Source organism: Streptomyces acidicola, from assembly GCF_009377235.1.
GTDB classification, from domain to species: Bacteria; Actinomycetota; Actinomycetes; order Streptomycetales; family Streptomycetaceae; genus Streptomyces; species Streptomyces acidicola.
The window spans coordinates 20,101-44,684 of sequence record NZ_VMNX01000055.1 but is presented as its reverse complement, the minus strand read 5'-3'; the positions used below and the strand labels follow the sequence as shown (position 1 = coordinate 44,684).

The 24,584-nt window shown below is 70.5% G+C and carries 18 protein-coding genes and 1 pseudogene; 8 read left to right on the top strand and 11 right to left on the bottom strand.

Annotated elements, in window-relative coordinates; translation table 11 throughout:
• The first annotated feature begins 120 nt into the window (after nt 1–120).
• Entirely contained in the window at nt 121–966 is an 846-nt protein-coding gene (locus FPZ41_RS17160; RefSeq protein WP_152863544.1) for a siderophore-interacting protein, read from the top strand.
• Nucleotides 967–1,068: 102 nt separating this feature from the next.
• Here the strand turns inward: FPZ41_RS17160 and FPZ41_RS17155 are convergent, their stop codons facing one another.
• The 3 genes from FPZ41_RS17155 to FPZ41_RS17145 form a co-directional block, all read right to left on the bottom strand.
• Nucleotides 1,069–1,845 (bottom strand): ABC transporter permease, encoded by a 777-nt coding sequence (locus FPZ41_RS17155; protein ID WP_152863542.1) that lies wholly within the window; start codon nt 1,843–1,845, stop codon nt 1,069–1,071.
• Nucleotides 1,845–2,876, bottom strand: a complete 1,032-nt coding sequence (locus tag FPZ41_RS17150; protein ID WP_152863540.1) for an ATP-binding cassette domain-containing protein — start codon at nt 2,874–2,876, stop codon at nt 1,845–1,847. The genes FPZ41_RS17155 and FPZ41_RS17150 overlap by 1 nt, the downstream gene beginning before the upstream one ends.
• 254 nt (nt 2,877–3,130) lie before the next feature.
• Entirely contained in the window at nt 3,131–3,766 is a 636-nt protein-coding gene (locus tag FPZ41_RS17145; RefSeq protein ID WP_152863538.1) for a PadR family transcriptional regulator, read from the bottom strand.
• 258 nt (nt 3,767–4,024) lie between these two features.
• Here FPZ41_RS17145 and FPZ41_RS17140 point away from each other — a divergent pair, with 258 nt between their 5' ends.
• Together FPZ41_RS17140 and FPZ41_RS17135 are read left to right on the top strand one after the other, a co-directional pair.
• Nucleotides 4,025–5,581 (top strand): amino acid permease, encoded by a 1,557-nt coding sequence (locus FPZ41_RS17140; RefSeq protein ID WP_152863536.1) that lies wholly within the window; start codon nt 4,025–4,027, stop codon nt 5,579–5,581.
• A gap of 350 nt (nt 5,582–5,931) precedes the next feature.
• Nucleotides 5,932–6,942, top strand: coding sequence for a terpene synthase family protein (locus FPZ41_RS17135; protein WP_322620343.1), 1,011 nt, complete (start codon nt 5,932–5,934; stop codon nt 6,940–6,942).
• A gap of 81 nt (nt 6,943–7,023) precedes the next feature.
• Here FPZ41_RS17135 and FPZ41_RS17130 read toward each other — a convergent pair.
• A pseudogene (locus FPZ41_RS17130) lies at nt 7,024–7,605 on the bottom strand (GNAT family N-acetyltransferase).
• Between the two features lie 128 nt (nt 7,606–7,733).
• Here FPZ41_RS17130 and FPZ41_RS17125 point away from each other — a divergent pair.
• Nucleotides 7,734–8,675: an RluA family pseudouridine synthase gene (locus FPZ41_RS17125; RefSeq protein ID WP_152863534.1), complete on the top strand. Its 942-nt coding sequence runs from the start codon at nt 7,734–7,736 to the stop codon at nt 8,673–8,675.
• 18 nt (nt 8,676–8,693) lie between these two features.
• Here the strand turns inward: FPZ41_RS17125 and FPZ41_RS17120 are convergent, their stop codons facing one another.
• The 6 genes from FPZ41_RS17120 to FPZ41_RS17095 all read right to left on the bottom strand — a co-directional run bounded on the left by FPZ41_RS17120 (nt 8,694) and on the right by FPZ41_RS17095 (nt 14,400).
• Nucleotides 8,694–10,160, bottom strand: coding sequence for a cytochrome P450 (locus tag FPZ41_RS17120; RefSeq protein ID WP_322620342.1), 1,467 nt, complete (start codon nt 10,158–10,160; stop codon nt 8,694–8,696).
• A gap of 212 nt (nt 10,161–10,372) precedes the next feature.
• Entirely contained in the window at nt 10,373–10,993 is a 621-nt protein-coding gene (locus tag FPZ41_RS17115) for a GTP-binding protein (RefSeq protein WP_152863532.1), read from the bottom strand.
• Complete coding sequence (locus FPZ41_RS17110; protein WP_152863530.1) at nt 10,974–11,405, bottom strand: DUF742 domain-containing protein; 432 nt, start codon at nt 11,403–11,405, stop codon at nt 10,974–10,976. The genes FPZ41_RS17115 and FPZ41_RS17110 overlap by 20 nt, the downstream gene beginning before the upstream one ends.
• A complete protein-coding gene (locus tag FPZ41_RS17105) occupies nt 11,402–11,806 on the bottom strand; it encodes a roadblock/LC7 domain-containing protein (RefSeq protein WP_131560826.1) in 405 nt (134 codons plus the stop codon). The genes FPZ41_RS17110 and FPZ41_RS17105 overlap by 4 nt, the downstream gene beginning before the upstream one ends.
• Entirely contained in the window at nt 11,803–13,419 is a 1,617-nt protein-coding gene (locus FPZ41_RS17100; RefSeq protein WP_152863528.1) for an ATP-binding protein, read from the bottom strand. The genes FPZ41_RS17105 and FPZ41_RS17100 overlap by 4 nt, the downstream gene beginning before the upstream one ends.
• A gap of 354 nt (nt 13,420–13,773) precedes the next feature.
• Nucleotides 13,774–14,400 (bottom strand): TetR/AcrR family transcriptional regulator, encoded by a 627-nt coding sequence (locus tag FPZ41_RS17095; protein ID WP_152863526.1) that lies wholly within the window; start codon nt 14,398–14,400, stop codon nt 13,774–13,776.
• Between the two features lie 360 nt (nt 14,401–14,760).
• Here FPZ41_RS17095 and FPZ41_RS17090 point away from each other — a divergent pair, with 360 nt between their 5' ends.
• The 4 genes from FPZ41_RS17090 (at nt 14,761) to atzF (ending at nt 21,486) form a co-directional block, all read left to right on the top strand.
• On the top strand, nt 14,761–15,585 hold the full coding sequence (locus FPZ41_RS17090) for an urea amidolyase associated protein UAAP1 (RefSeq protein ID WP_152863524.1): 825 nt from the start codon (nt 14,761–14,763) through the stop codon (nt 15,583–15,585).
• The gene (locus tag FPZ41_RS17085; RefSeq protein ID WP_152863522.1) at nt 15,582–16,187 is read left to right on the top strand and encodes an urea amidolyase associated protein UAAP2; all 606 of its coding nucleotides are present in this window, start codon (nt 15,582–15,584) and stop codon (nt 16,185–16,187) included. The genes FPZ41_RS17090 and FPZ41_RS17085 overlap by 4 nt, the downstream gene beginning before the upstream one ends.
• Nucleotides 16,184–19,717: a 5-oxoprolinase/urea amidolyase family protein gene (locus FPZ41_RS17080; RefSeq protein WP_152863520.1), complete on the top strand. Its 3,534-nt coding sequence runs from the start codon at nt 16,184–16,186 to the stop codon at nt 19,715–19,717. Before FPZ41_RS17085 ends, FPZ41_RS17080 begins: the two co-directional genes overlap by 4 nt.
• A 107-nt stretch (nt 19,718–19,824) precedes the next feature.
• Nucleotides 19,825–21,486, top strand: coding sequence for an allophanate hydrolase (gene atzF / locus FPZ41_RS17075; RefSeq protein WP_152863518.1), 1,662 nt, complete (start codon nt 19,825–19,827; stop codon nt 21,484–21,486).
• A 173-nt stretch (nt 21,487–21,659) separates the two neighbouring features.
• On the opposite strand, the gene FPZ41_RS17070 is transcribed toward atzF, so the two are convergent.
• On the bottom strand, nt 21,660–24,515 hold the full coding sequence (locus tag FPZ41_RS17070; protein WP_152863516.1) for a DEAD/DEAH box helicase: 2,856 nt from the start codon (nt 24,513–24,515) through the stop codon (nt 21,660–21,662).
• Nucleotides 24,516–24,584 lie beyond the last annotated feature (69 nt).

Sequence of the window (24,584 nt, the reverse complement as noted above, 5' to 3'; positions counted from 1 at the left end):
GAGCTCTTCGGGGGCGGGCGGATCCAACCTCTCGTTGGCAAAGACACTTCAAGCGTGGGGTGTCTCCAGAGGGAAGATGCTAACTTAGGCAAGCCTAAGCTACACATTTGGGAGGCTGCCATGGCAGAGCGTCCGGTACGCAGGACCCCGAAGCCCCACTCCGCGCGAGTCGTCCGCACCGAGCGGCTGACCCCGCACATGCAGCGCGTCGTCCTCGGCGGCGAGGGTCTCGCCGAGTTCGCCACGAGGGGCAGCACCGACCACTATGTGAAGCTGCTCTTCGGCCCGGACGGAGTGACCTACCCGGAGCCCTTCGACATGGAGCGGGTCCGTGCGGAGTTCCCGCGCGAGCAGTGGCCCGTGACCCGGACGTACACCGTGCGCGCCTGGGACCCCCAACTGCACGAGATCACCCTGGACTTCGTGGTGCACGGCGACGCGGGCCTCGCGGGCCCCTGGGCCGCGCGGGTCCAGCCGGGCGAGCTCGTCCGGCTGTTGGGCCCCGGCGGTGCCTACGCGCCGAACCCGGACGCCGACTGGCATCTGCTCGCCGGGGACGAGAGCGCATTGCCCGCGATCGCCGCCTCGCTGGAGGCGATGCCTGACGGGGCCAGGGTTCACGCCTTCGTGGAGGTGTCCGACCCCGACGAGGAGCAGAAGATCGCCTCCGACGTGGAGGTCGTCTGGCTGCACCGCGGGGACCGTCCCGTCGGTGAGGCGCTCGTCGAGGCCGTCCGCGCGCTGGAGTTCCCCGAGGGCCGCCTGCACGCCTTCGTCCACGGCGAGGCGGGGTTCGTGAAGGAACTGCGCCGGTTGCTGCGCGTCGAGCACCAGGTCCCGCGCGAGGACCTGTCGCTCTCCGGCTACTGGCGGCTCGGGCACAACGAGGACAACTGGCAGGCGACCAAGCGGGAGTGGAACGCAAAGGTGGAGGAGGAACAGGAGGGCGCCTCGGCGGCCGCCTGATCCCGGGAGGCGGCCGCGGAGGCGGAAGCCGCCTCCTGAACAGCGGTTCTCCCCCAGCGACGACAGCAACGGCACCGACCGCAGCGACCGCAGCGACGGGCGTTACACCGAACGCTGGTACGACCGGAACGTCCGTATGGACAACCACACCGCTACCACCGCGAGCGCGAGCAGTGCTCCGCCACGGCCGGCCACCTCACCCCAGTCGGGCTGCTCGGACAGTGCCGAACGGCCCGCCACCATCGCCCAGTTGAGCGGGTTGAAGTCGGCGATGTGACGCATCCACGAGGGCATCCTGTCCTCGGCCATGAAGGCCGTGGACAGGAACGTCAGCGGCAGCAGCAGGAACGTGTTGATGCCGATGATGGACTCCCGCTCCTGGACGAGCATGCCCAGCGCGTTGGACAGCGCCGCGAAGACCGTGCCCAGCAGCACGGAGGCGACGACCAGCACCAGGACACCGCCTGGCCCGCCCGGGTAGTCGGCCCCGCCCAGCAGCCCGAGCAGCACGATGACGAGCGACTGGAGCGCGGTGACCAGCCCGTTGCTCACGACGTTGCCGTTCATCAGCGCTGCCCGGCTGACCGGGGTGGTCAGGAAGCGGTTGAGCGTCCCTCGCTGGATCTCGTCCAGTGTGGTCATGCCTGCCCACATGTTGGAGCTGAGCGCGCTCATCACCACGACGCCCGGGACGAGGTAGTCCAGATACGAGGTGGTGCCGAAGCCGCCGAGCTCGACGACCTCCTTGAAGAGGCTGCCGAACAGGAACAGCCACACCACCGGCTGGATCAGCGTGATCAGCAGATACGCGGGCTGGCGCAGGAACACCATGAGCTGACGCTCGGTCATGTACCAGGTCTGGGTGACGGCGGTGCTCATCACGCACCTCCCGCCCCGGCCAGGACCCGCTCCCCGGCGCCTTCGGCCTCGGCCTCGGCCTCTGCGTAACGGCGGCCCGCGTAGCGCAGGTACACGTCGTCGAGCGAGGGCCGGGCGACCGTCGCGGCCGCCACGGCCACCCCGACCCGCTCCAGCGCCCCGAGCAGGGTGGGCATCGCGGCCGCCCCGTCGTCGGCACGGACGCTGATCCCGCGGGAGCCCACGGTGTCGAAGAGCACCTCGTGCACGCCCGGGAGTCCGGCCAGGGCGCCCCGGAGCAGCGTACGGCCGGCTTCGCCGATCGGTTCGCGGAGTTCCATGTGGACGGCGTCGCCGCGGAGTTCACCCTTCAGCTCATCCGGGGTGCCCTCGACCACGACCCGGCCCCGGTCGACGATGGCGATGCGCTCGGCGAGGCGGTCGGCCTCCTCCAGGTAGTGCGTGGTGAGCACGATGGTGAGGCCCTCGTCGCCCGCGAGGCGGGCGATCTCGTCCCACATCGCGGTGCGGGCCTCGGGGTCGAGGCCGGTGGTGGGCTCGTCGAGGAACAGCACCTGGGGGCGGTGGACCAGTCCGAGCGCCACGTCGAGACGGCGCCGCATACCGCCCGAGTACGTCTTGACGGGGCGCCGCGCGGAGTCGGTGAGCGTGAAGCGCGCCAGCAATTCGTCGATGCGGCCGTTCAGCTCGGCGCCCTTCAAGCCGTAGATCCTGCCCTGGAGTTGGAGGTTCTCCCGGCCCGTGGCCACCGGGTCGGCGCCCGAACTCTGGGCGACTACACCGATCGCGCGGCGCACCCGGTCCGGGTGGCGCAGCACGTCATGGCCCGCGACCACGGCGGTGCCCGAGTCGGGGCGGGCCAGGGTGGTGAGGATCTTGACGGTGGTGGACTTCCCGGCGCCGTTCGGCCCGAGGAGCCCGAAGACGGTGCCCGGTTCGACGGTGACGTCCATGCCGCACAGGGCGGTGACATCGCCTGGATAGGTCTTGGTCAGCTGACGCGCCACGACTGCGGGCGCACGGGTACTCATGACGACTGCTCTCCTGTGACAACGCAGGACGCGGATGACGACGCGTCCCTGCTGGACGACGGATCGTCGAACTGATCCACGTGAGGAGAGCCGGGTATTCTGGGTGTGCCGCACCTCGATCGCCCGGCCCGCCGCACGGCGGAGTCAGCTCGGGGTTCGAGACCCTGGCGGGGCTGCTGCAACAGCCCTGCCGGGGTCCGCTTCTTCTGCCGCTACTGCTCGGCTCCTTCTGCCGCTACTGCTCGGCTCCTTCGCTACTGCTCGACGTGGCGGTCCTCCAAGTCCTGGAACTCCGGGGGTGTCTCCCCGGTCTCGTGGAACGTCCGCCACGCCTCGACGCCGGGCAGTGAGCCGTCGTTGAGCTCCCGCAGGAACCCGCGGACCCACTCCGCCTGCGCCTCGACCATGTGCGCCTGGTACTCGGTCTCGACGAGGAAGAGGCGCGGCAGCGTCTCCAGCGCACCGCGTGCGCTCGCCACCTGCACCTCCAGGCGTGAGAGCCGCTCTTCGAGCAGCCGCGCCACGTCGTCGGGGTGGAGGACACCCACGAGCGAGAGCGCGGTCTCGAAGATCGGGTACTCACGGGCGGGGACCGCCAGCAGGTCGGACAGCCACTCGGTGGCCTCCTCCCGGCCTGCCTCCGTTATCCCGTAGAGGGTGCGCTCGGGGCGGTTGCCCTGCCGCTGGACCTCGGCGACCTCCACGAGGCCGTGCTTTTCGAGGTTCTGAACCACGGTGTACAGGGAGCCGTAGTTGATCTTCGTGCTGCTGTCCTTGCCGCGACGACGGAGCGTCTGTGCGATCTCGTACGGATGCATCGACTTCTCCATGAGCAGCACCATCACCGCCAGGGCCAGCGGATTACTCAGCTTGCGACGCCTGACCGCCATCGGACACACCCCCTCCCCATCACCTCGGCCATCTCGACCGCCTCGATCACGTCGTGACCGAATATCCGTGCACGAACATATCGCGTCCCACAGGAGCCGGTCAATAGACACGATGTATCGCGTATGAGGTGGCCCGCAAGGGCGTGAGGAATTGGGCCCGGCCCGGACATCACCGCGTGACACCGGCGAAACGGCCCCTCCCTAATTTCTGTCACCCGACAGGAACTCTCGCGCGCTGTGCGAAAGCAGGTTGCCGCCATGACAAGCACCGCCCCGGCCGATGTCCGCCCCGATCCGCCGGAGTCACCCGGCGACCGCTCCCTGCGGGAGTTCGGCTACCGCCAGGAACTGCACCGCAGCCTGGGCAGGTACGCCTCGTTCGCCGCCGGGTTCTCCTTCATCTCGGTCCTGACGACCGTCTTCCAGTTCTTCGCCTTCGGATACGCGTTCGGCGGTCCCGTCTTCTTCTGGACCTGGCCCGTGGTGCTGATCGGCCAGTTGCTGGTGGCCGCGTGCTTCGCGGAGCTGGCCGCCCGCTATCCGATCTCGGGCGCGATCTACCAGTGGTCCTCACGCCTGTCGAACCTCACCTTCGGCTGGTTCGCCGGCTGGATCATGGTGATCGGGCAGATCGTGGTGGTCGCGGCGGCGGCACTCGCCCTGCAGATGGTGATGCCTCCGATCTGGTCGGGCTTCCAGATCGTCGGGGGCGACCCGGCCCCCACGTCCGCCACCGGAGCGGCCAACGCTGCCGTCCTGGGCGTGATCCTTCTGGCGCTCACCACACTGGTGAACGTCGTCGACAACCGTGTGATGTCGGTGATCAACCGCGTCGGCGTGACCGCCGAGATCATCGGCGCCGTCCTGATCATCGTCCTCCTGCTGACCCACTCCGAGCGCTCCCCCGGCATCACGTTCCACACCGCGGGGGGCGACACCGGACTCTTCGGCGCCCTGCTGGTGGGCTCGTTCACGGCGGCGTACGTGATGATCGGCTTCGACAGCGCGGGCGAGATGAGCGAGGAGACCCGCAACCCACGCCGCACCGCGCCCCGCACGATCCTCACCGCACTCGGCGCGGCCGGACTGCTGGGTGGCCTGATCGTGCTCGGCGGGCTGCTCGCCGCACCCAGTCTCACGGACGGGAAGCTGGGCGTGGACGGCCTCAGTTACGTCCTGACCAGCAGCCTCGGCGACGGTGTGGGCCGGCTCCTGCTCGCGGACGTCGTGGTCGCGATCGCGGTGGCCACCCTCGCGATCCAGACGGCGGCCTGCCGCATGCTCTTCTCCATGGCCCGCGACGGCCAGCTTCCCTTCGCGGGGCGACTCGCCAAGGTGAACCCGCGCACCGGCATGCCCAGTGCCCCCGCCGTGGTCGTCGGCGTCCTCGCTGCGGCCCTCCTGCTTCTCAACTTCGCCTCGCCGGAGGCCTTCCTCGCCATCGGCACCACCTGCATCGTGATGCTCTACCTGGCGTACGCGATGGTGACCGGACCGCTGCTGGTCCGCCGTCTGCGGGGCACCTTCACCGTCGAGGGCGCGGACGAGACGGGCAGGCCCCTCTTCTCCCTCGGCCGCTGGGGCGTCCCGGTCAACGCCCTCGCCCTCGTCTACGGCCTCTTCATGACCGTCAACCTGGCCTGGCCGCGCGCGGAGGTGTACGACCCGGCGGGCGGGCACTGGTACTTCCAGTGGTTCACGGTGTTGTTCTTGCTGGTCACGGTAGGGGTCGGAGTCCTGTACCGACTGACGCGCACACAAGGCCTGCGCTCCGCCGCGGAAACTGCCCTGCCGCTCCCGGAAACGACTCACTAGCGGGCTCCGGGCCGGACTGCCTGGCCGGCCGGCGATGCGCAACTCCCTGGGGCGTCCCGGGAACACAGCTCTGGAGCCAGACCCCATCCGGTCGTAGTATCGGCCCGATGCGGTCGCATGGGGGCACAAATTCGGCTGGAAAGGACCGTCTGTTTACCGTCACCGAGGTCATCGGGATGCTCACCGAGGATTCTCGACGCGACCGCCCAGTTCGTACACGAGTCGGCGGCGGCGCAGTCGCAGCACAGGGGGCACAGTGCGCAGTCCGTGGACCTGGGCGCGGCCTGGACGCCGTCGGTACAGGACGGACGGCGGCGCCGAAGCACGCCGCTACGACACAGGAGGCAGCGGTGACGGACATCTTCCAGTTACCTTCGTTCTACATGCCGTTCCGGGCAAGGGTGAACCCGCACCTGGAGGACGTCCGTCCGCGCGTTCGCACCTGGGCCCGCTCACTGGGTCTGCTGAAGCCTCAGCACAGCGACTCACCCCATGGCGGGTGGAGTGCCGAGATGTTCGACCGGGCGGACTTCACTCACTTCACCGCCCTGACCTATCCCCACGCCTCCGCCGAGGAACTGGAGTTGCTGTCGGGCTGGCACAGCGTCATCTGGTGCCTTGACGACGTCTTCCTCCCCTGGTGTGAGGCTCTCGACGACCGGGAGCAGATCCTGCGGCGCATCGAGCGGCTGATGGCCTTCCTGCCAGTGGCGGCACACGGCTCGGGCCCGGCCCCGGAGCAGCCGCTGGAACGCGCTCTGGCAGACCTGTGGCGCCGCACAGCACCCTCGGCCTCAACCTCGTGGCGGGTCCTGTACACCAGGTCCGTACGACAGTTCCTGGAAGCATCGCTGTGGGAGACGGACAACCTCACGCGCCGGCGGTCCCCTGACCTCATAGAGCAGACGGAGATGCGCCGCGACTACGGGGCAGCCGGGTGCAGCGCACTGCTGATGGAGCACTCACTCGGCTGGGAGATCACCAAGGACATACGGGAAACCCGCCCGTTCACGGTACTGATCAACGCGTTCCGGGACACCGTCGATCTGCACAACGACATCGTGTCCTACCCCAAGGAAGTCCGCGAGGGCGTCGCCAGGAACAACATCGTGCAGGTGGCGTGTGAACTGCACGGCATACCCCTGCACGAGGGAGTATCCCTGGTCGACCGCATCCTGACAGGCCGTGTCAGGACACTGGACGAAACCGTCAGGACCGATCTCCCGCAGACGCTGCACGATCTGCACACGGATCAGCACACCCAGCGTGCCGTGCTGCGGCACGCCCGGGCCATACAGGGCTGGGCAGCAGGCTCCTACCACTGGCACAAGGCCACCGACCGCTACCGGTCGGCCGCCTGACCCGGACGGTCGTCGGGCTGCTTCAGCTCCATCGCACCCGAGCACGGGACCGAGCCGCCGTGCACGCACACGCGTGGAGGGTCAGTCGCCCCGCACGCGCGCGTGCAGGTGCATGTCGTGCCAGCCGTCCTGGTGGAGGAGGGCACTGCGTTTGGTGCCCTCCAGGGCGAACCCGGTCTTGGCGGCGACACGACAGGACGCCAGGTTACGGACGGCGTGCATGAGTTCGAGGCGGTGGAAGCCGATCTCGTCCAGGGCCCAGCGGCTGAGGGCCGTCGTCGCGCGTGCGGCGACGCCCTGCCCTCGGGCCGCCGCGACGGTCCAGTACGCGACCTCGGCCGAGCCGTCCTCCAGCAGGATGCTCCGCAGGGCCACGCGACCCAGCAGCCGGTCGGTGTCCGCGTCGGCGACGGCCCACTACGCCTTCTCCTCCCTCTCCCACTCCTGCCGCCACTCGTCGATCCACCCGCCGACCTCGTCCAGTGAGTCGGCCGCGCGGACGTGCCACTGGTGTATGACCGGATCCTGGAATGCCTCGTAGACGGCCGGGGCGTCCTTGGCCGTCCAGGGGCGCAGGAGCAGACCGTCGGCGGTGGGGATCGTCGGCTGGGAGTGCCGGGCGAGGGCGCCGGCGGAGAGGACCGCGCTGTTGAGGTAGGGCATACCCAGCATCCTGCCAACGGGCCCCGGGCAGGGCACAACGCTTTTCAGTGTCGCCTCGACCGGCGGATCGTCTCGCCCGGCTGATCACCTCGCCCGGCTGTCGGTGCCCCCTCGTACCCTTGATCGTGATGAGACGCCGTACTCCGCCCCCGCCCTCTCCCCTGCCGCAGCGCGACGGGGTGGATCCGGTGCGCGTGCGACTGCCGGCCGGGGAGCAGTGGGCGACGGTGCGGGACCATCTCGTGGCGCGGCTCGCGGCCGGGGCCGGGGTGATCGACACAATGCTCGACGCGGGGCTGATCGTGGACGTCACCGGGCGTCCGGTGTCGCGGGACATGGTGTACGTGCCGGGGATGTTCGTGTGGTTCCACCGGGAGCTGCCCGAGGAGGAGCGGGTACCGTTCGCGGTCGACGTCGTGTACCGGGACGAGCACATCGTGGTGGCCGACAAACCGCACTTCCTGGCCACCACCCCGCGTGGCAGCCATGTCGCCGAGACGGCCCTGGCGCGGCTGCGGCGGCAGCTGGGCGTCCCCACCCTGGGCGCGGCGCACCGGCTGGACCGGCTCACGGCCGGGGTGGTGCTGTTCACCGTGCGGCCCGAGGAACGCGGTGTGTACCAGTCACTGTTCCGGGACAAGCGGGTGGCGAAGGAGTACGAGGCGGTGGCGCCGTACGACCCCGTGCTGGTGCTGCCGCGCACCGTGCGCAGCCGGATCGTGAAGGAGCGCGGGGTCGTCGCGGCCCGCGAGGTCGAGGGCGAGCCCAACGCCGTCAGCCGGATCGAGTTGCTGGAGCACAGGTACGGGCGTGCCCGGTACCGGCTGATACCGAGTACCGGGCAGACGCACCAGCTGAGGGTGCACATGAGCGCGTTGGGGGTGCCGATCCTCGGCGATCCCCTCTATCCGGTGGTCACCGGACCCGTGGCGGCCGGTGACTTCCGGCATCCGCTCCAACTGCTGGCGCGGTCCCTGGAGTTCACCGATCCGGTCACGGGGCGCGAGCACCGGTTTGTGAGCCCGCGGGAGCTGCGGGCCTTCTCGTCGTACGAGGAGTGGGCGGGGTAGCCCCGGTGCCCGGTCCGCTCAGTTGCCGCGCCACCAGCGCAGGACGCGCCGGAACACGCCCGGTCGGCGGGCCGGTTCGGCCGCCGCCACCGGCGTCTCAGCGGCGGGCTCCCAAGCTGGGGGCTGTGACTGTGGTGCGCTGACCTGCCAGTTGTTCGAGCGCTGTGGCGGCATCGGGTTGATGGAGGGCCGCTGCATGACATCCTGCTGAGGCTTCGGAGCGAACTTCACCGGCAGTTCCACCAGGTGGCGGTTCGAGATGGACGCCTGCCAGCGCAGCTCGTGCTCCTCGCAGGCGAGTTGGACGTCCGGGAGGCGGATCAGCAGCGCGTCGACGCCGACGTCGGCGATGGCACGGCCGATGTCCTGGCCCGGACACTCGTGCGGGCCGCCGCTGAAGGCGAGGTGGGAGCGGTTGCCCTGCATGTTGGCCTTGAGGTCGGGGCGGACGCGCGGGTCGACGTTGCCCGGCGCGATGCCGAGGAGGAGGCCGTCGCCCTTGTGGATGCGCTGGCCCGCCAGCTCGGTGTCCTGCTTGGCGAAGTAGCCCAGGATGGTGCTGAACGGCGGCTCGTCCCACAGGGACTGCTCGACCGCCTGGGGCACCGTCATCTGGCCACCGTTGAGCTGGGCGCGGAACCGCGGGTCGGTGAGCACCACCCGCAGTACGTTGGCGAGGAGGTTGACCGTGGCCTCGTACGCGGCGATCAGCACGACGCGCAGGTGCTGGCTGATCTCCTCGTCGTTGAGCCCCGCCGGGTGGTTGAGGAGGTGGCTGGTGAAGTCGTCCTTGGGTTCGGCCCGGCGGCGGGTGGCGAGCCGCGTCAGGGCGTTCATGATGTACGCGTTGCTGGCGATGGCCGTCTCGCTGCCCTTGAGCATGTCGCGGGCGGCCTGCACGATCCGGTCGTTGTACTCCTCGGGCATGCCGAGGATCTCGCACATCACCGCCATCGGCAGGTGTTCGGCGAACTGACCGACCAGGTCGGCCCTGCCCTCCCCGCAGAACCTGTTGACGAGGTGCTGGGTCGCGCGGTTGATGTGCCGACGGACGCCCCGGTGGTCGATGGTCGACATGGCGCCGGTCACCGCACCGCGCAGCCGCAGGTGCTCGTCGCCCTCGGCGTGACAGCAGATGGGCTGCCACGCGATGTGGGGCATGAGCGGGTGGTCGGGCTTGACCGTGCCGTCCTGCAGGGGGGTCCACAACCGGGTGTCGCGGGAGTACTGCGAGGGGGTGCGCAGCATGTGCATGTTCTCGCTGTGGCCGAGCACCACCCAGATCGGCACGTCCTCGTGAAGCAGCGCGGGAGCCACGGCGCCGTGCTCGGCGCGGAGCTTCTCGTACACGGCTCCCAGGTCCTCCGCATCGGGGCCGTACAGCCGGCGCAGGCCGCCGGGTCCCGCGCCGTGAGCGGGGCAGCCGGGTGGGGGTACGGCCACGGGGTCGTCCGTACCGGTCGGGGAGAGGGGTTCAGGCGTCACGATGATCGCTCCGAAGCTGAAGTGGATCCGGTGTACAGGAGGTGATGGGTCCTCCCCCGGTTCACAGCCGAGAAAGGTGGGGGAGGTCGTGCGGGGGGCGAGGCGGGCGCCGTCACGGGACGTGTACGTGGGACATCGACGGCGCGCCGGCACGGTCGTACGCGACTCGGGGGACACGTACGGCCGTGCGGCTCAGGCAACACGTACGGGGCTCAAGCGGGGGCCTTGGCCCTCGCCAGGGAGTGCAGGAAGCGCAGCAGCGTCATCAGGACGTCGCGGCTGGAGGCCCGGCGCCGCACGTCGCACTCCACGATGGGGATCTCCCGGGGCAGGTCGAGCGCCGAGCGGAGTTCCTCGACGGGATAGCGGGGCGCGTCCGGGAAGGTGTTGACGGCGACCACGAACGGCACGCCCCGCTCCTCCAGGCGTCCGATGACGTCGAAGCTGACCTCGAGGCGGCGGGTGTCCAGCAGGACGACCGCACCGAGAGCGCCCTCGAACAGGCCGTTCCACAGGAACCAGAAGCGCTCCTGCCCCGGGGTGCCGAAGAGGTAGAGCACGAGCTGGTCCGTGATGCTGATGCGGCCGAAGTCCATGGCCACGGTGGTGGCCGTCTTGGAATCGGAGCCGTAGTTGTCGTCGACTCCGATGCCGGCCTGCGTCATGGTCTCCTCGGTCGTCAGCGGCCTGATCTCGCTGACGGAGCCGACCATTGTCGTCTTGCCGACCCCGAAACCGCCCACGATCACGATCTTCACCCCGGCCTCTGCCGTGTGCGGCAGATGGTCCTCGGTCCGAGGACCCGTGACGGGGTCAGAGTTTTTGAAGTCCATGCATCACCGCTTCGAGGAGGGAACGGTCGGCCCGCGCCTGCCGGACGACCGGTGCGCGCGCCTGTACCAGTTCGGCCGCCAGCAGCTCGGTGAGCAGGACGGTCACCACGCTGAACGGCAGGTTGAGGTAGGCCGAGATCTCGGCCACGGACAGGGGTGCCTGGCAGATCCGGAGCAGCGCCGACTGCTCCGGCGTGGCGGAAGGCGGCAGTTCGGCGCTCGCCACGATTAACGTCACGAGGTCGATCGGGGCCCGCTCGCCGTCCTCGACCGCCGCGCCCGTGATGATGTACAGCCGCTCGGGGTTCTTCGGCGGCGGGCCGTCCTGGGCTTCGGCGTCCTCGCCGGCCGGCTGGGGCGGAGGCGGGGGATTCTCCTTGGGATAGCGCCGCCGGCGCCGTGGAGGCGTCATACGGTTTGCCCGTTCCGCCGGGGCGGACTCGTCAGATGGGAGCCGATGCGGGCGACGAGGTCGCGCATACGGTTGCTCATCATGCCGGGCTCCGCGACCGCGTTGGCGAGGACCGCGAGGTAGGCGTTGGGGCCCGCCTCCATCATGTAGAAGTAGCCGCCCTGGATCTCGATGATGACCACACGCATACGGCTGTCGCCGGTGGCGATCTCGGCGGCTACGGCACCGGCCAGGCTCTGCAGGCCCGCGCAGGCCGCGGCGACCCGGTCGGCGGCGTCCGGGTCGCCGCCGTACCGGGCGATGCGCAGCCCGTCGGCGGAGAGCACCACGACCTGCTGGACGCCCGGCACTCCGTCGGCGAGGTCCTTGAGCAGCCAGTCGAAGTTGGCTCGCTTGGTCACTTGAGGTCCCCCTCGTCGCCGGCCTCCACGGGGGCCGGCTCGTTGTCAGCGGTGAACGTCGTCGGGTCGTCCGGGTTCCTGGTGAAGGCGTTCGGGTCCGGGTCGCCCTTGAGGCCGGCCCAGAACTCCTCGATCCACGCCCCGGGCGGTTCGATCTTCTCCGGCTCCGGCTCCCACACGGGTGTGGCGGCCCTCGCCTCCTCGGCGGCGGCCTCCGCGGCAGCGGCCTCGGCCATCCGCTGGCTGAGCGGGGTCGTCACCCGGCTGCGGCGCTGCGGCAGGCCGTTGGCGGTCCACTCGGTGACGACGGGGACGTCGTCGTCGATGAGGGACAGTGCCTCTGCCGAGGACGGGACGCGCGGGCCGGTGGTCGGACGGCGCTTCTTCTGCGCGCGGTCGGGGCCCTTGACGCCGTCGTTGTTCAGGGTGGGCAGGGCGGCGGCGCCGATGCCGTGGGCGAAGCTGGTGGCGGGCTCGTCGGTGAGCATGTTGCGTGGTACGACGAGGACGGCACGGACGCCGCCGTACGCGGACTGCCGCAGTGAGACCTGCATGTTGAACATCGTCGAGAGGCGGCCGACGACGGCCAGGCCGAGGCGCGGGGTGTCGCCCAGTTCCTGGAAGTCCGCGCCCTGCTGGGCCTTGATGAGCATGTTCTCGGCCTTGGCGCGGGACTCCTCGCTGAGGCTGACGCCGGCGTCCTCGATCTCGATGGCGATGCCGGTCTGCACCTCGACGGCGGTCACGTGCACCTTGGTCTGGGGCGGTGAGTAGCGGGTGGCGTTGTCGAGGAGTTCGGCCGCGGCGTGGATGAGCGGTTCGACGGAAATGCCGGCGACGTTGACCTTGGCGATGGAGTGCAGCTCGATGCGGCGGTACTCCAGAATGCGGGACATGGCGCCGCGCAGCACGCTGTACAGCGGCACGGGCTCGGGCCACTGGCGGCCGGGGCCGCCACCGCCGAGGATGGCGATGGAGTCGGCGAGGCGGCCGATCAGCGAGGTGGCGTGGTCGATGCGCAGCAGGTCGTCGAAGACGTCGGGGTTGCGCCCGTGGTCCTCCTCCATCTCGCGGAGTTCGACGTTCTGCTGGTGCACGATCGCCTGTACGCGTCGTGCGATGTTGACGAAGGAGCGCTGCGAGGAGTCGCGCCGGGCGTCCACGCGGTCGATGACGTCGAGGAGCATGCGGATCAGCGAACGCTGCGACTCGGGCAGGTAGTTGTAGACCGGGTTCTCCGCGATGCCCAGGCGAACCACCTCGGAGGGGGAATCACCGCCCTGCAGCCGCTCCAGCATCGCGGGCATGATCTCCCTGCCGAGGCGCAGGTACTCCTGGTCGTGGGATGCCACGCGGTCTTCCAGGTAGGAGGTCCGCTGTGCGAAGTCGGCGCGCAGGGCCAGAAGCTGCCGGCCGCGGCGCACGACCTGGGACGCGACCGCGACGACCAGGACGGTCGTGATGGCTCCGCACACGCCGACGGCGATCCGGGCCGGCCCCGTCACCAGGGCAGCGGCAGTCCCGGTTGCCGCGGCCAACAGTATGGCGGGCGGCAACAGCACGCGTGTGTAGGGAAGTTCACGGCCACTGGGAGGCGATTGGACACTCACCATGGTTGCCCTCTGAGACGAATCGGCTGGGAGTCGGGGGTGTTGCTGTGGTGTGGGGGAACTCAAACTGGATCTTCGACATCTTTGGGAACAAGCGCACGATTACACCTCAACTCGGTGCGCCGCGGGCGAGCTTAGTCCGACCGGATCATCGCTGTGTCATATTCAGCAAGCACCTGAAACGGGGACGGATGCAGGAGTACCCTCGACCCCATTTATACGCTCAGCCATTAATCGAACACGTCAGGTAATCATGGGCGAGCAGGCGGCCGACAGCGGATCGGCCTGTTGGCAGGCCGACGACAGCGGTGGAGTCCGCACTCCGCACAACGGCCCGGCGCTCGCAGCGCCCCGGCTTCAGACCCCGACGATCCGCAGGGCCGCGTCCGCCGTGGCCTCGGCGAACACCGCGACGCGACGGTCCGGGTCCGAGCGGTGGACGAGGATGACACCTTCGATCAGCCCGAACACCAGGTCCGCCCGGAGGTCCAGCTCACTCTTGGCGAGCCCTCCACCCGTACGGGTTGCGGCGATCAACTGCCGGTAGGCATCTTTGAGTTCGGCACGCACGGCATGGAAGCCGGCGAAGCGTTCCGCACGCACCTCGGGCAACAGGTAGAGCCCGCCGAGGTTGTGGGGACCGCCACAGAGGAGCTCCACGTCGGTACGGCACAGCTCCCACAGCCGCTCCTCGGCCGGGGCCGCGTCCCGGGAGAGCAGCTCTCGGGCCAGGGTCAGCGAGGGCGTGACCGTGGACTCCAGGAGCTCGGCGAGCAGTTCCTCCTTGCCGGAGACGTAGTGGTACATGGACGCCTGCCGCATGCCGGCCCGCTCGGCGACTGCCCGGGTGGTCGTGGCCGCGTACCCGCGCGTCGTGAACAACTCCGCGGCCGCCGCCAGCAGTTCGTCACGTGGCGACATCCCACGATCCGGCCGCTGTTCGGCCCGCGGCCTCCCGACGCGGCGCCCACCACTGCTTCCCATGCGTTCGATCCTCGCACGCTTCCCTCCGGGGGTTCAGGTGGGGCGGTCTCGTCTGCCGGCGTGCTGCCGGTGATCGACTGCGGGTTGGTTGTGGCTGGTCACGCCCACGCGGCGGAAGCCGCATGTTCAACCCAGCCCCGCGCCCCTGAACAGCACGGGCGCACCCGGCATCACGAAGCTCCGCCTCCACCGCGCGCCATCCAGCGGCAGGCCCGCCCCCTCCGCAGCCCCCTTCCGCGCCCGAAACCGACCGTGAGCTTCAGGTAACCGCGCAGCAACGCCCGGGACACGGCCCCGACCCGACCCGCCCCTAATTTCTGTCGGGCGACAGAAATCACCGGAGCAGCCGGAGGTGGCGCGATGGCGACAGAGACCACGTATGGAGCACGGGCCCATGCCCGGGCGCAGGAGGGCACACGGGCCGAGGCGATGCCCCTTGTGCCGGCGAGTGAATGGCCGGCGCCGCCCTGTGAGGCGGGGCACCTGGTGTGGGCCGAGACCGTGGCGGGCGGCAACTACACGCACAAGGTGCTGGCCCGCGGTACAGAGCTGCGTCTGACCGACCTGCGCGGCGACGCCTGCGCACATCTGCTCCTCTACGCCGCCGACCGCCCCTGGGAGCGGCTGAACGTGGCCGACACCGTCAAGGTGCAGTGGAACGCCTACCTCGGCGAGGGGCGGCTGCTCCTGTCCGACCAGGGCCGCGTCCTCGCCTCCGTGACCGTCGACACCTCCGGACGGCACGACGCGCTGTGCGGCACCTCCACCCTCGTACGGAACACCGAGCGGTACGGGGACGGCACACCGCAGTCCCCCTCCCCCGCCGGTCGCGAGCTGTTCAAGCTGGCCGCCGCCAAGAACGGGCTCGCCCCCCGCGATCTGCCGCCCTCGCTCTCGTTCTTCCAGGGCGTGGAGGTCCGCGACGACGGCACCCTCGACTTCACCGGTTCCGCCGGGCCCGGCGCCGGAGTGACGCTGCGCACCGAGCAGGACGTGACCGTCCTGATCGCGAACGCGCCCCACCCCGCCGACCCGCGCCCGGACTACGTGAGCACCCCTCTGGAGGTGCTCGCCTGGCGCTCGGCCCCCACCCGGCCGGGCGACCCACTGTGGGACGCCACCCCCGAGGGCCTCCGCGCCTTCCTCAACACCGCCGAATTCCTCACCGCGAGGGGGCTCGCATGAAGACCGTCGTTCCGGCCAGGGCCGCCTGGTCGTCCGTGATCCGCACCGGCGAAACCCTCACCATCACCGACCTGCACGGCAACCAGGCAGTCGACTTCCTCGTGTACGACGCCCACGACACGTCCGTCCGCTACAGCGCCCCCGACACGATCCACGCGCAGGGCACGATCTTCCTGACGACGGGCAGTGTGCTGCTGTCCAACGAGCACACCCCGCTGATGACCGTGGTCGCCGACGACGTCGGCCGGCACGACACGGTCGGCGGCGCCTGCTCCAAGGAGTCGAACACCCTCCGGTACGGCCACCACACCTGGTCCCAGCACGCCTGTGTCGACAACTTCCTCGCGGAGGGTGCGGGGCACGGCCTGGGCAAGCGCGATCTCGTCTCGAACATCAACTGGTACATGAACGTGCCCGTCGAGAAGGACGGCACCCTCGGCATCGTCGACGGCATCTCCGCCCCCGGCCTCGCCCTGACCCTGCGCGCCGAGCGCGACGTGCTCGTCCTGGTCTCCAACTGCCCCCAGATCAACAACCCCTGCAACGGCTTCGAGCCGACGGCGGTGGAGATGACCATCACCCGGGCGGGGACGGCATCATGAGCTTCGACACGCTACTCGTCGCGAACCGGGGCGAGATCGCGGTACGGATCATCCGCACGGCACGCGAGCTGGGCCTGCGCACGGTCGCCGTGTACTCCGACGCCGACCGTTCCGCGCCCCATGTGCGCCTCGCCGACCAGGCCGTACGGCTCGGCCCCGCGCCGGCGAAGGAGTCGTACCTCGATGTCGACCTCGTCCTGAAGGCCGCCAAGGACACCGGCGCGGGCGCGATCCACCCGGGGTACGGCTTCCTCTCCGAGGACGCGGCCTTCGCGCGGCGCTGCGAGGACGCCGGCATCGTGTTCGTGGGCCCGACACCGGAGCAACTGGAACTGTTCGGCGCCAAACACACGGCCCGGGCGGCGGCCGAGGCGGCCGGGGTGCCGCTCGCGCCGGGCACGGACCTGCTGGCGGACCTCGACGAGGCCCTGTCCGCCGCCGACCGCATCGGCTACCCGGTGATGCTCAAGGCCACCGGCGGCGGAGGCGGTATCGGTATGTCGGCATGTCGCTCCGCCGACGAACTGACCGAGGCCTGGGAGCGGGTGCGGCGCGTGGCCGCCGCCTCCTTCTCCGCGGCGTCGGCGTCGGGTCTCTTCCTGGAACGCCTTGTCGAGCACGCCCGCCATGTGGAGGTGCAGGTCTTCGGCGACGGCGAGGGCTTGGTCGTCTCCTTCGGCGACCGCGACTGCTCCCTCCAGCGCCGCAACCAGAAGGTCCTGGAGGAGGCACCGGCCCCCGGCCTCCCCGACCACGTGCGCGAGCACCTCGCCGCCTGCGCCCGCGACCTGTGCGCGAGCGTCGCCTACCGCTCCGCCGGAACCGTGGAGTTCGTGTACGACGCGGCGCGCGAGGAGGCGTACTTCCTGGAGGTCAACACCCGGCTCCAGGTGGAGCACCCGGTCACCGAGGAGATCTACGACGTCGACCTCGTGGCCTGGATGCTGCGCCTCGCGCAGGGCGACCGCGCCGTCGTGCGGGCTCCGGGCGCACCCCGCGGCCACGCCGTCGAGGCCCGCCTGTACGCCGAGGACCCCGCTCGCGACCACCGGCCCAGCGCGGGCCTGCTGACACGCGTCGAGTTCCCGCCGGGCGTGCGCGTGGACAACTGGGTGGAGACCGGCACCGAGGTGACGACGTCGTACGACCCGATGCTCGCGAAAGTCGTCGCGCACGGGCACGACCGCGCCCATGCCCTGCGGAGACTGGACGAGGCGCTGGCACGGACACGCGTCGACGGCATCGAGACGAACCTGGGGCTGGTGCGGGCGGCGCTCGCGGACCCCGCCTTCGCCGCCGCCGCCCACTCGACGGCGACCCTCTCCTCGGTCACCGATCCGACCCCGCGTATCGAGGTGGTCTCCGGCGGCACGCTGACCACCGTGCAGGACTGGCCCGGCCGCACCGGCCACTGGCAGGTGGGCGTGCCCCCGTGCGGCCCGATGGACGCGCTGTCCTTCCGCCTCGGCAACCGGTCGCTCGGCAACCCCGAGGGCGCACCCGGACTCGAATGCACCCTGCAAGGACCGTCGTTGAGGTTCACACACCCCACCAGGGTGTGCGTGACGGGAGCGCCCGCGCAGGTGACCGTGAACGATTCACCAGTCACCCCATGGGAGCCGATCACGGTACCCGCCGGCGCCGTACTGGAGGTGGGTGCGCCGACCGAGCACGGTCTGCGGACATACGTGCTGTTCGCGGGCGGCGGCCTGGACGTACCGTCGTTCCTCGGCAGCGCGGCCACGTTCACGCTGGGCCGTTTCGGCGGGCACGGCGGGCGGGCGCTGCGCCCGGGGGACGTGCTGCACGGAGGTGCCGTCACCGAGGGCACGCCGGTGCCTCCCGGGGAGCGCCCGGAGTTCGGCTCCTCCTGGCAGCTGGGCGTCCTCGAAGGCCCCCATGCCGCACCGGAGTTCTTCACCGAGGAGGACATCCACGACTTCTACGCGGCCGACTGGAAGGTGCACTTCAACTCGGCGCGCACGGGAGTCCGCCTCGTCGGCCCCAAGCCCCGCTGGGCCCGTACGGACGGCGGCGAGGCCGGCCTGCACCCCTCCAACATCCACGACACGCCCTACTCGGTGGGTGCCGTCGACTACACCGGCGACATGCCGGTGCTGCTGGGACCCGACGGCCCCTCGCTCGGCGGCTTCGTCTGCCCGGCGACGGTGGCGACGACGGAACGCTGGAAGCTGGGCCAGCTCCGGCCGGGCGACACGGTGCGCTTCGTCCCGGTGACCGAGGACGGCTCGCCCCGGCCCCCGATCGTCGACGGCGGCGTACTGGCCCGGGACGGCGACATCACCTACCGCCGCAGCGGCGACGACAACCTGCTCGTCGAGTTCGGGCCGATGCAACTGGACCTGGCGCTGCGGATGAGGGTCCACGCACTGATGGAGGCGGTGGCCGAGGCCGCGCTCGACGGCGTCACGGACCTGACCCCGGGCATCCGCTCGCTCCAGATCCAGACGAACCCCTCGGTCCTCCCCCAGTCCGAACTCCTCGCGACGGTACGGGAGATCACCGCGTCCCTGCCCCCGGCCGACGAACTCGTGGTCCCGTCCCGCACGGTGCACCTCCCTCTCTCCTGGGACGACCCGGCCACCCGCGAGGCGATCGCCCGCTACATGGCGGGTGTACGCGACGACGCACCCTGGTGCCCGTGGAACATCGAGTTCATCCGCCGCGTCAACGGCCTTGCGTCGGTGGCGGACGTGTACCGCACGGTCTTCGAGGCGGAGTACCTCGTACTCGGCCTGGGCGACGTCTACCTCGGCGCCCCGGTGGCCACACCCCTCGACCCGCGCCACCGCCTCGTGACGACCAAGTACAACCCGGCACGAACGTGGACCGCCGAGAACTCGGTCGGCATCGGCGGTGCGTACCTGTGCGTCTACGGCATGGAAGGGCCGGGCGGCTACCAGTTCGTCGGCCGTACGACCCAGGTCTGGTCCGGCTGGCAGCAGCGCGGCGCCTTCGAGGCCGGTTCACCGTGGCTGCTCCGCTTCTTCGACCGCATCAAGTGGTATCCGGTCGACGCCGACGAACTCCTCGATCTCCGCGCGGACATCGTCTCGGGTCGCTTCGTGCCCCGTATCGAGGAGGGCACCTTCTCGCTCACCGAGTACGAGGCGTTCCTCGCCGAACACGCCGATTCCATGGCCGAGTTCCGCGCGCGGCAGGGCGCCGCGTTCGCGGCGGAACGGGACGCCTGGGAGGCGGCCGGCGAGTTCGCCCGCGCGGAGGCAGTCGGCACACCTGCGGCTCTCCCGGCCACGGTGACCGTCCCGGAGGGCGGTCGCCTGGTGGAGGCCCAGTTCGCCGCGTCCGTCTGGCAGTTGAACGTGCACAAGGGCGACACGGTGACCACGGGCCAGCCCCTGCTGGCCCTGGAGGCCATGAAGATGGAGTCCAGGGTCCACTCCCCGATCGACGGCGTGGTCCACGAGATCCTCACCGGACCGGGCGCCCAGGTGGAGGCGGGCACGGCGCTGGTGGTCCTGGCACCCGCCAGGCCAGGGACCACCTGACAGCGTCGGCTGGTCTGTGGGCAGTCGTTTCGCTGGGTCGGAACGGGTGGGCACAGACCACACACCGGCCCGCAGCCGATAAGAACCACCCCAGCCAAGGAGAACGGATGTCGACCCCGACCCTCACCAGAGTCCGGACGGCCTACGCCCGCAACGAGGAGGCCGACCGCACCGAGATCTGGATCGACCTGCGTCCCCGGGCAGAGGTGGAAGCCGAAGCCCGGGCGCTCGACGAACGCCTGGCCGCCGGAGAACGCCTCCCCCTCGCGGGACGCCTCTTCGCCGCCAAGGGCAACATCGACGTCCAAGGCCTCCCCACGACGGCGGGGTGTCCGGCGTACGCGTACTGGCCGGAGGCCGACGCCCCCGTCGTCGCCCGCCTCCGCGCGGCCGGCGCGATCGTCCTGGGCACCACGAACCTGGATCAGTTCGCCACGGGCCTGGTCGGCACCCGCTCCCCCTACGGTGCCGTACGCGGCGCCCATGACCCGGCGAGGATCAGTGGCGGCTCCAGTTCGGGTTCCGCCGTGGCGGTGGCGCTCGGCATCGTCGACTTCGCCCTCGGCACGGACACCGCCGGCTCGGGCCGCGTCCCCGCCGCCTTCAACGGCATCGTCGGCCTGAAACCCACCCGCGGAATCGTCCCCACGACCGGCGTCGTCCCGGCCTGCGCCTCACTCGACTGTGTGACGGTGTTCGCCCGCACCCTCCCGGAGGCCGAGCAGGCTCTCGCCCACATGACGTCGCCGCCCGCCCGCGCGCTCCCTTCACTTCCGCAGCGGGCCCCCGGCCCGTGGCGCGTCGCGGTCGCGTCACCGTCGCAGCTCGGCGAACTCGACGAGGGCTGGGGAGAGGCGTACGAAGCGGCAGTGGCACAGCTCGTCACGGCCGGCGCCGAGGTCCGCACGATCGACCTGACCCCGTTCACCGAGGCCGCCGCGATGCTGTACCAGGGAGCGTTCGTGGCCGAGCGCTACACGGCGGTGGGGCACTTCATCGACAAGCTGACCGCCGAGGGCGGCGACGGACTCGACCCCACCGTCACCGGCATCATCACTCGCGCCCGCGACATCCCGGCCCACCAGCTCTTCGCCGACCAGGACCGCCTGACCGCCCTGCGCACCCATGCCCTGGCCGAACTCACCGACGCGGACGCCCTGCTGCTGCCCACCACTCCGGGCCATCCCACCCTCGCCCGGGTCGCCGCCGACCAACTGGGCGCCAACGCCCGCCTGGGCCGCTTCACCAACTCCACGAACCTCTTCGACCAGGCCGCGGTCGCCGTCCCGGCGGGCGAGGTGAACGGGCTTCCCTTCGGCGTGATGCTGATCGGTCCCGCGTTCACGGACGAGCGCCTGGCCCGGATCGCCGCACTGCTCCAGCCGGAGACGTGGGTCGCGGTGGTCGGCGCCCACTTGTCCGGCCAGCCCCTCAACCCTCAACTCCTCGCTCTGGGCGCCCGCCTCGACCGTACGACCACGACGGCCTCCGTCTACCGCCTGCACGCACTGGCGACCGACCCGCCGAAGCCGGGTCTCGTCCACGTCGGCCAGGGCGGGGCCGCGATCGAGGCCGAGGTGTGGCGCCTGCCGACGGAGGGCCTGGGCCGTCTGCTGACCGCGCTCCCCCGCCCGATGACACTCGGCCGTGTGGAACTGGCCGACGGCACGCACGTACCCGGCTTCCTGTGCGAGCCGGCCGCGCTGGAGGGCGCAGCCGACATCACGGAGTACGGGGGCTGGAGGGCGTACGTGAACGCGACCCGATAGGGGCGCGGGGCTGTGACATCGTGCGGCTCCGCCGCGATGGGGATCCCCCTGTTCATGGGGGTCCCCCCGCTCAAACGAAGCCGAGAGTGGGGGAGAAGCCGAGAACTTGGGGGAGCGACCAGCCACACCCAACCCGCACCCGGCCGCAGACCCCCGACAAACCCCGCCCATACCTAACCCACGGACGAGTACGCCACAACCCCCCGCAACAGCCCGTCAACCGCCTTGCGCGCACTCTTGGCGACCGTCGAACCCTCCGCGGGAGCCGCCGCCGAGATCTGCCCGAGCACGTCGATGACCTGCTTGCACCACCGCACGAAGTCACCGGCCGGCATCTCCACCTCGCGCAGCACCTCGTCCAGCCCCGCCGTGCCGGAGGCCCACATGTACGCGGCCCAGGCGAAGCCGAGGTCCGGCTCGCGCTGGCCGACACCCTCGGTCTGGGTGATGCGGAACTCCTCCTCCAGCGCGTCGAGGCGCCCCCAGATGCGGACCATCTCGCCGAGCACCGCCTTGGCGTTGCCGGACGGCAGCTTCGGTGCGAGCGCGTCGTCGCCGACCCGGGCCTCGTACACCAGGGCCGAGACACACGCGGCGAGTTCGGCGGGCCCGAGCCCCTCCCAGACCCCGGCGCGCAGACACTCGCTGGCGAGCAGGTCGAGCTCGCCGTACAGCCGTGCCAGCCGCTTGCCGTGCTCGGTGACCTCGTCGCCGCGCAGGTAGTCGAGCTCGGTCAGCAGTGCGACGATCCGGTCGAAGGTCCGCGCGATCGTGTTCGTGCGGCCCTCGATACGGCGCTCCAGCTGGGTCGTGTCGCGCTTGAGACGGTGGTAGCGCTCGGCCCAGCGGGCGTGGTCCTCGCGGTCGTTGCACCCGTGGCAGGGGTGGGCGCGCAGTTCGGCGCGCAGCCGGGCGATCTCACGGTCGTCGGCGGCCACGGACCGCTTGTTGCGGTGCCGGTCGGGGACGAGGTGCCCGGCCTTGGTGCGCAGCGCGGAGGCCAGGTCCCGGCGCGACTGCGGTGAGCGCGGGTTGAAGGACTTGGGGATCCGCATCCGCTCCAGGGCCTCGACGGGCACCGGGAAGTCCATGGACGCCAGCCGCTTGACCTGCCGCTCGGCGGTGAGGACGAGGGGGCGCGGACCGTCGTGGTACTCGAAACCTCGGTGGCCGTTGGAACGGCCTGCGGGCAGGCCGGGGTCCAGCACCAGCGCGAGGCCCGCGAACTTGCCGGTGGGGACGTGGATGACGTCGCCCGGCTTCAGCTTCTCCAGCGCCACGGCCGCCTCGGCGCGCCGCTGGGCCGCGCCCTGCTTGGCCAGCTCGGTCTCACGGTCCTTGAGGTCGCGGCGCAGCCGCCCGTACTCCTCGAAGTCGCCGAGGTGGCAGGTCATGGAGGCCTTGTAACCCTCCAAGCCCTCCTCGTTGCGCTGCACCTGGCGGGAGATCCCGACGACCGATCTGTCGGCCTGGAACTGGGCGAACGACGTCTCCAGCAGCTCCCGGGAGCGGTGCCGGCCGAACTGCTCGACGAGGTTCACCGCCATGTTGTACGACGGCTTGAAGCTGGACCGGAGCGGGTACGTGCGCGTGCCGGCGAGCCCGGCCAGGTGATCGGGGTTCATGCCGCGCTGCCAGACCACGACCGCGTGGCCCTCGACGTCGATGCCACGGCGGCCGGCGCGCCCCGTCAGCTGGGTGTACTCGCCGGGTGTGATGTCGGCGTGCTGCTCGCCGTTCCACTTGACGAGCTTCTCCAACACCACCGAGCGTGCGGGCATGTTGATGCCGAGGGCGAGGGTCTCGGTCGCGAACACGGCCTTGACCAGGCCGCGTACGAAGAGCTCCTCGACGACCTCCTTGAACGTCGGCAGCATGCCCGCGTGGTGGGCCGCGATGCCGCGCTCCAGGCCCTCCAGCCACTCGTAGTAGCCGAGGACGTGAAGGTCCTCGGCGGGGATTGTCGCCGTGCGCTCCTCGACGAGGGCGCGCACCTTCAGGCGTGCCTCGTCGTCGTTCAGCCTCAGGCCCGCGTGCAGGCACTGCTGGACGGCGGCCTCGCAGGCCGCGCGGCTGAAGATGAACGTGATGGCGGGCAACAGGCCCTCGGAGTCGAGCCGTTCGATGACCTCCGGCCGGCTCGGGATCCACACGCGCGACCGCTGTCTGCGCTCGCGCTCGCGGTCCGCCTCACGCATGGCCCGGCCGCGCCTGCGGTCCTGGTACGAGGGCCGGCTGGCCTCCATGCGTGCCATGCGCGTGAGATCGGGGTTGACCGCCTTCTTGCTGCCCTCGCCCTCCTCGAAGAGGTCGTACATACGGCGCCCGGCCAGCACGTGCTGGAACAGGGGCACGGGCCGGTGCTCGGCGACGATCACCTCGGTGTCGCCGCGCACGGTGTCCAGCCAGTCGCCGAACTCCTCCGCGTTCGACACGGTCGCCGACAGTGACACCAGTGTCACGGATTCGGGGAGGTGGATGATCACTTCCTCCCAGACAGCGCCGCGGAAGCGGTCGGAGAGGTAGTGCACCTCGTCCATGACCACGTAGCCGAGGCCGAGGAGGGTCTGTGAGCCCGCGTACAGCATGTTCCGCAGCACCTCGGTGGTCATGACGACCACCGGCGCATCGGAGTTGATGCTGTTGTCGCCGGTGAGCAGGCCGACCTTCGCCGTGCCGTAGCGGCGGCACAGGTCGGCGTACTTCTGGTTCGACAACGCCTTGATGGGCGTCGTGTAGAAGCACTTCTTGCCCTGGTTCAGAGCGAGGTGGACGGCGAACTCGCCGACGATCGTCTTGCCGGAGCCGGTGGGGGCGGCCACCAGCACGCCCTTTCCGGCTTCGAGTGCCTGGCAGGCCTCGATCTGGAAGGGGTCGAGACCGAAGTCGTACATCTCGCGGAAGGAGGCGAGCGCGGTGGCCTGCTCGACAGCACGCCTACGGGCTGCCGCATACCGCTCGGCCGGTGAGAGGTCCTCTGTCATCGTGCTTTCGAGACTACCGGCCCCCACTGACAACAGGACGATCATTATCCGGATCGGCCATCCGTGAACACGGGATCCCCGCAGCTCAGGGACCCACGGCCGGCCCGGCACCCC

What these genes read in the sequence shown, in the direction of transcription:
- FPZ41_RS17155 (WP_152863542.1), bottom strand. Translation starts at nt 1,845, where the DNA reads ATGAGCACCGCCGTCACCCAGACCTGGTACATGACCGAGCGTCAGCTC.
- FPZ41_RS17095 (WP_152863526.1), bottom strand. Translation starts at nt 14,400, where the DNA reads ATGGGAAGCAGTGGTGGGCGCCGCGTCGGGAGGCCGCGGGCCGAACAG.
- FPZ41_RS17140 (WP_152863536.1), top strand. Translation starts at nt 4,025, where the DNA reads ATGACAAGCACCGCCCCGGCCGATGTCCGCCCCGATCCGCCGGAGTCA.
- FPZ41_RS17160 (WP_152863544.1), top strand. Translation starts at nt 121, where the DNA reads ATGGCAGAGCGTCCGGTACGCAGGACCCCGAAGCCCCACTCCGCGCGA.
- FPZ41_RS17085 (WP_152863522.1), top strand. Translation starts at nt 15,582, where the DNA reads ATGAAGACCGTCGTTCCGGCCAGGGCCGCCTGGTCGTCCGTGATCCGC.
- FPZ41_RS17070 (WP_152863516.1), bottom strand. Translation starts at nt 24,515, where the DNA reads ATGATCGTCCTGTTGTCAGTGGGGGCCGGTAGTCTCGAAAGCACGATG.
- FPZ41_RS17090 (WP_152863524.1), top strand. Translation starts at nt 14,761, where the DNA reads ATGGCGACAGAGACCACGTATGGAGCACGGGCCCATGCCCGGGCGCAG.
- FPZ41_RS17115 (WP_152863532.1), bottom strand. Translation starts at nt 10,993, where the DNA reads ATGGACTTCAAAAACTCTGACCCCGTCACGGGTCCTCGGACCGAGGAC.
- FPZ41_RS17150 (WP_152863540.1), bottom strand. Translation starts at nt 2,876, where the DNA reads ATGAGTACCCGTGCGCCCGCAGTCGTGGCGCGTCAGCTGACCAAGACC.
- FPZ41_RS17125 (WP_152863534.1), top strand. Translation starts at nt 7,734, where the DNA reads ATGAGACGCCGTACTCCGCCCCCGCCCTCTCCCCTGCCGCAGCGCGAC.
- atzF (WP_152863518.1), top strand. Translation starts at nt 19,825, where the DNA reads ATGTCGACCCCGACCCTCACCAGAGTCCGGACGGCCTACGCCCGCAAC.
- FPZ41_RS17110 (WP_152863530.1), bottom strand. Translation starts at nt 11,405, where the DNA reads ATGACGCCTCCACGGCGCCGGCGGCGCTATCCCAAGGAGAATCCCCCG.
- FPZ41_RS17145 (WP_152863538.1), bottom strand. Translation starts at nt 3,766, where the DNA reads ATGGCGGTCAGGCGTCGCAAGCTGAGTAATCCGCTGGCCCTGGCGGTG.
- FPZ41_RS17100 (WP_152863528.1), bottom strand. Translation starts at nt 13,419, where the DNA reads ATGGTGAGTGTCCAATCGCCTCCCAGTGGCCGTGAACTTCCCTACACA.
- FPZ41_RS17080 (WP_152863520.1), top strand. Translation starts at nt 16,184, where the DNA reads ATGAGCTTCGACACGCTACTCGTCGCGAACCGGGGCGAGATCGCGGTA.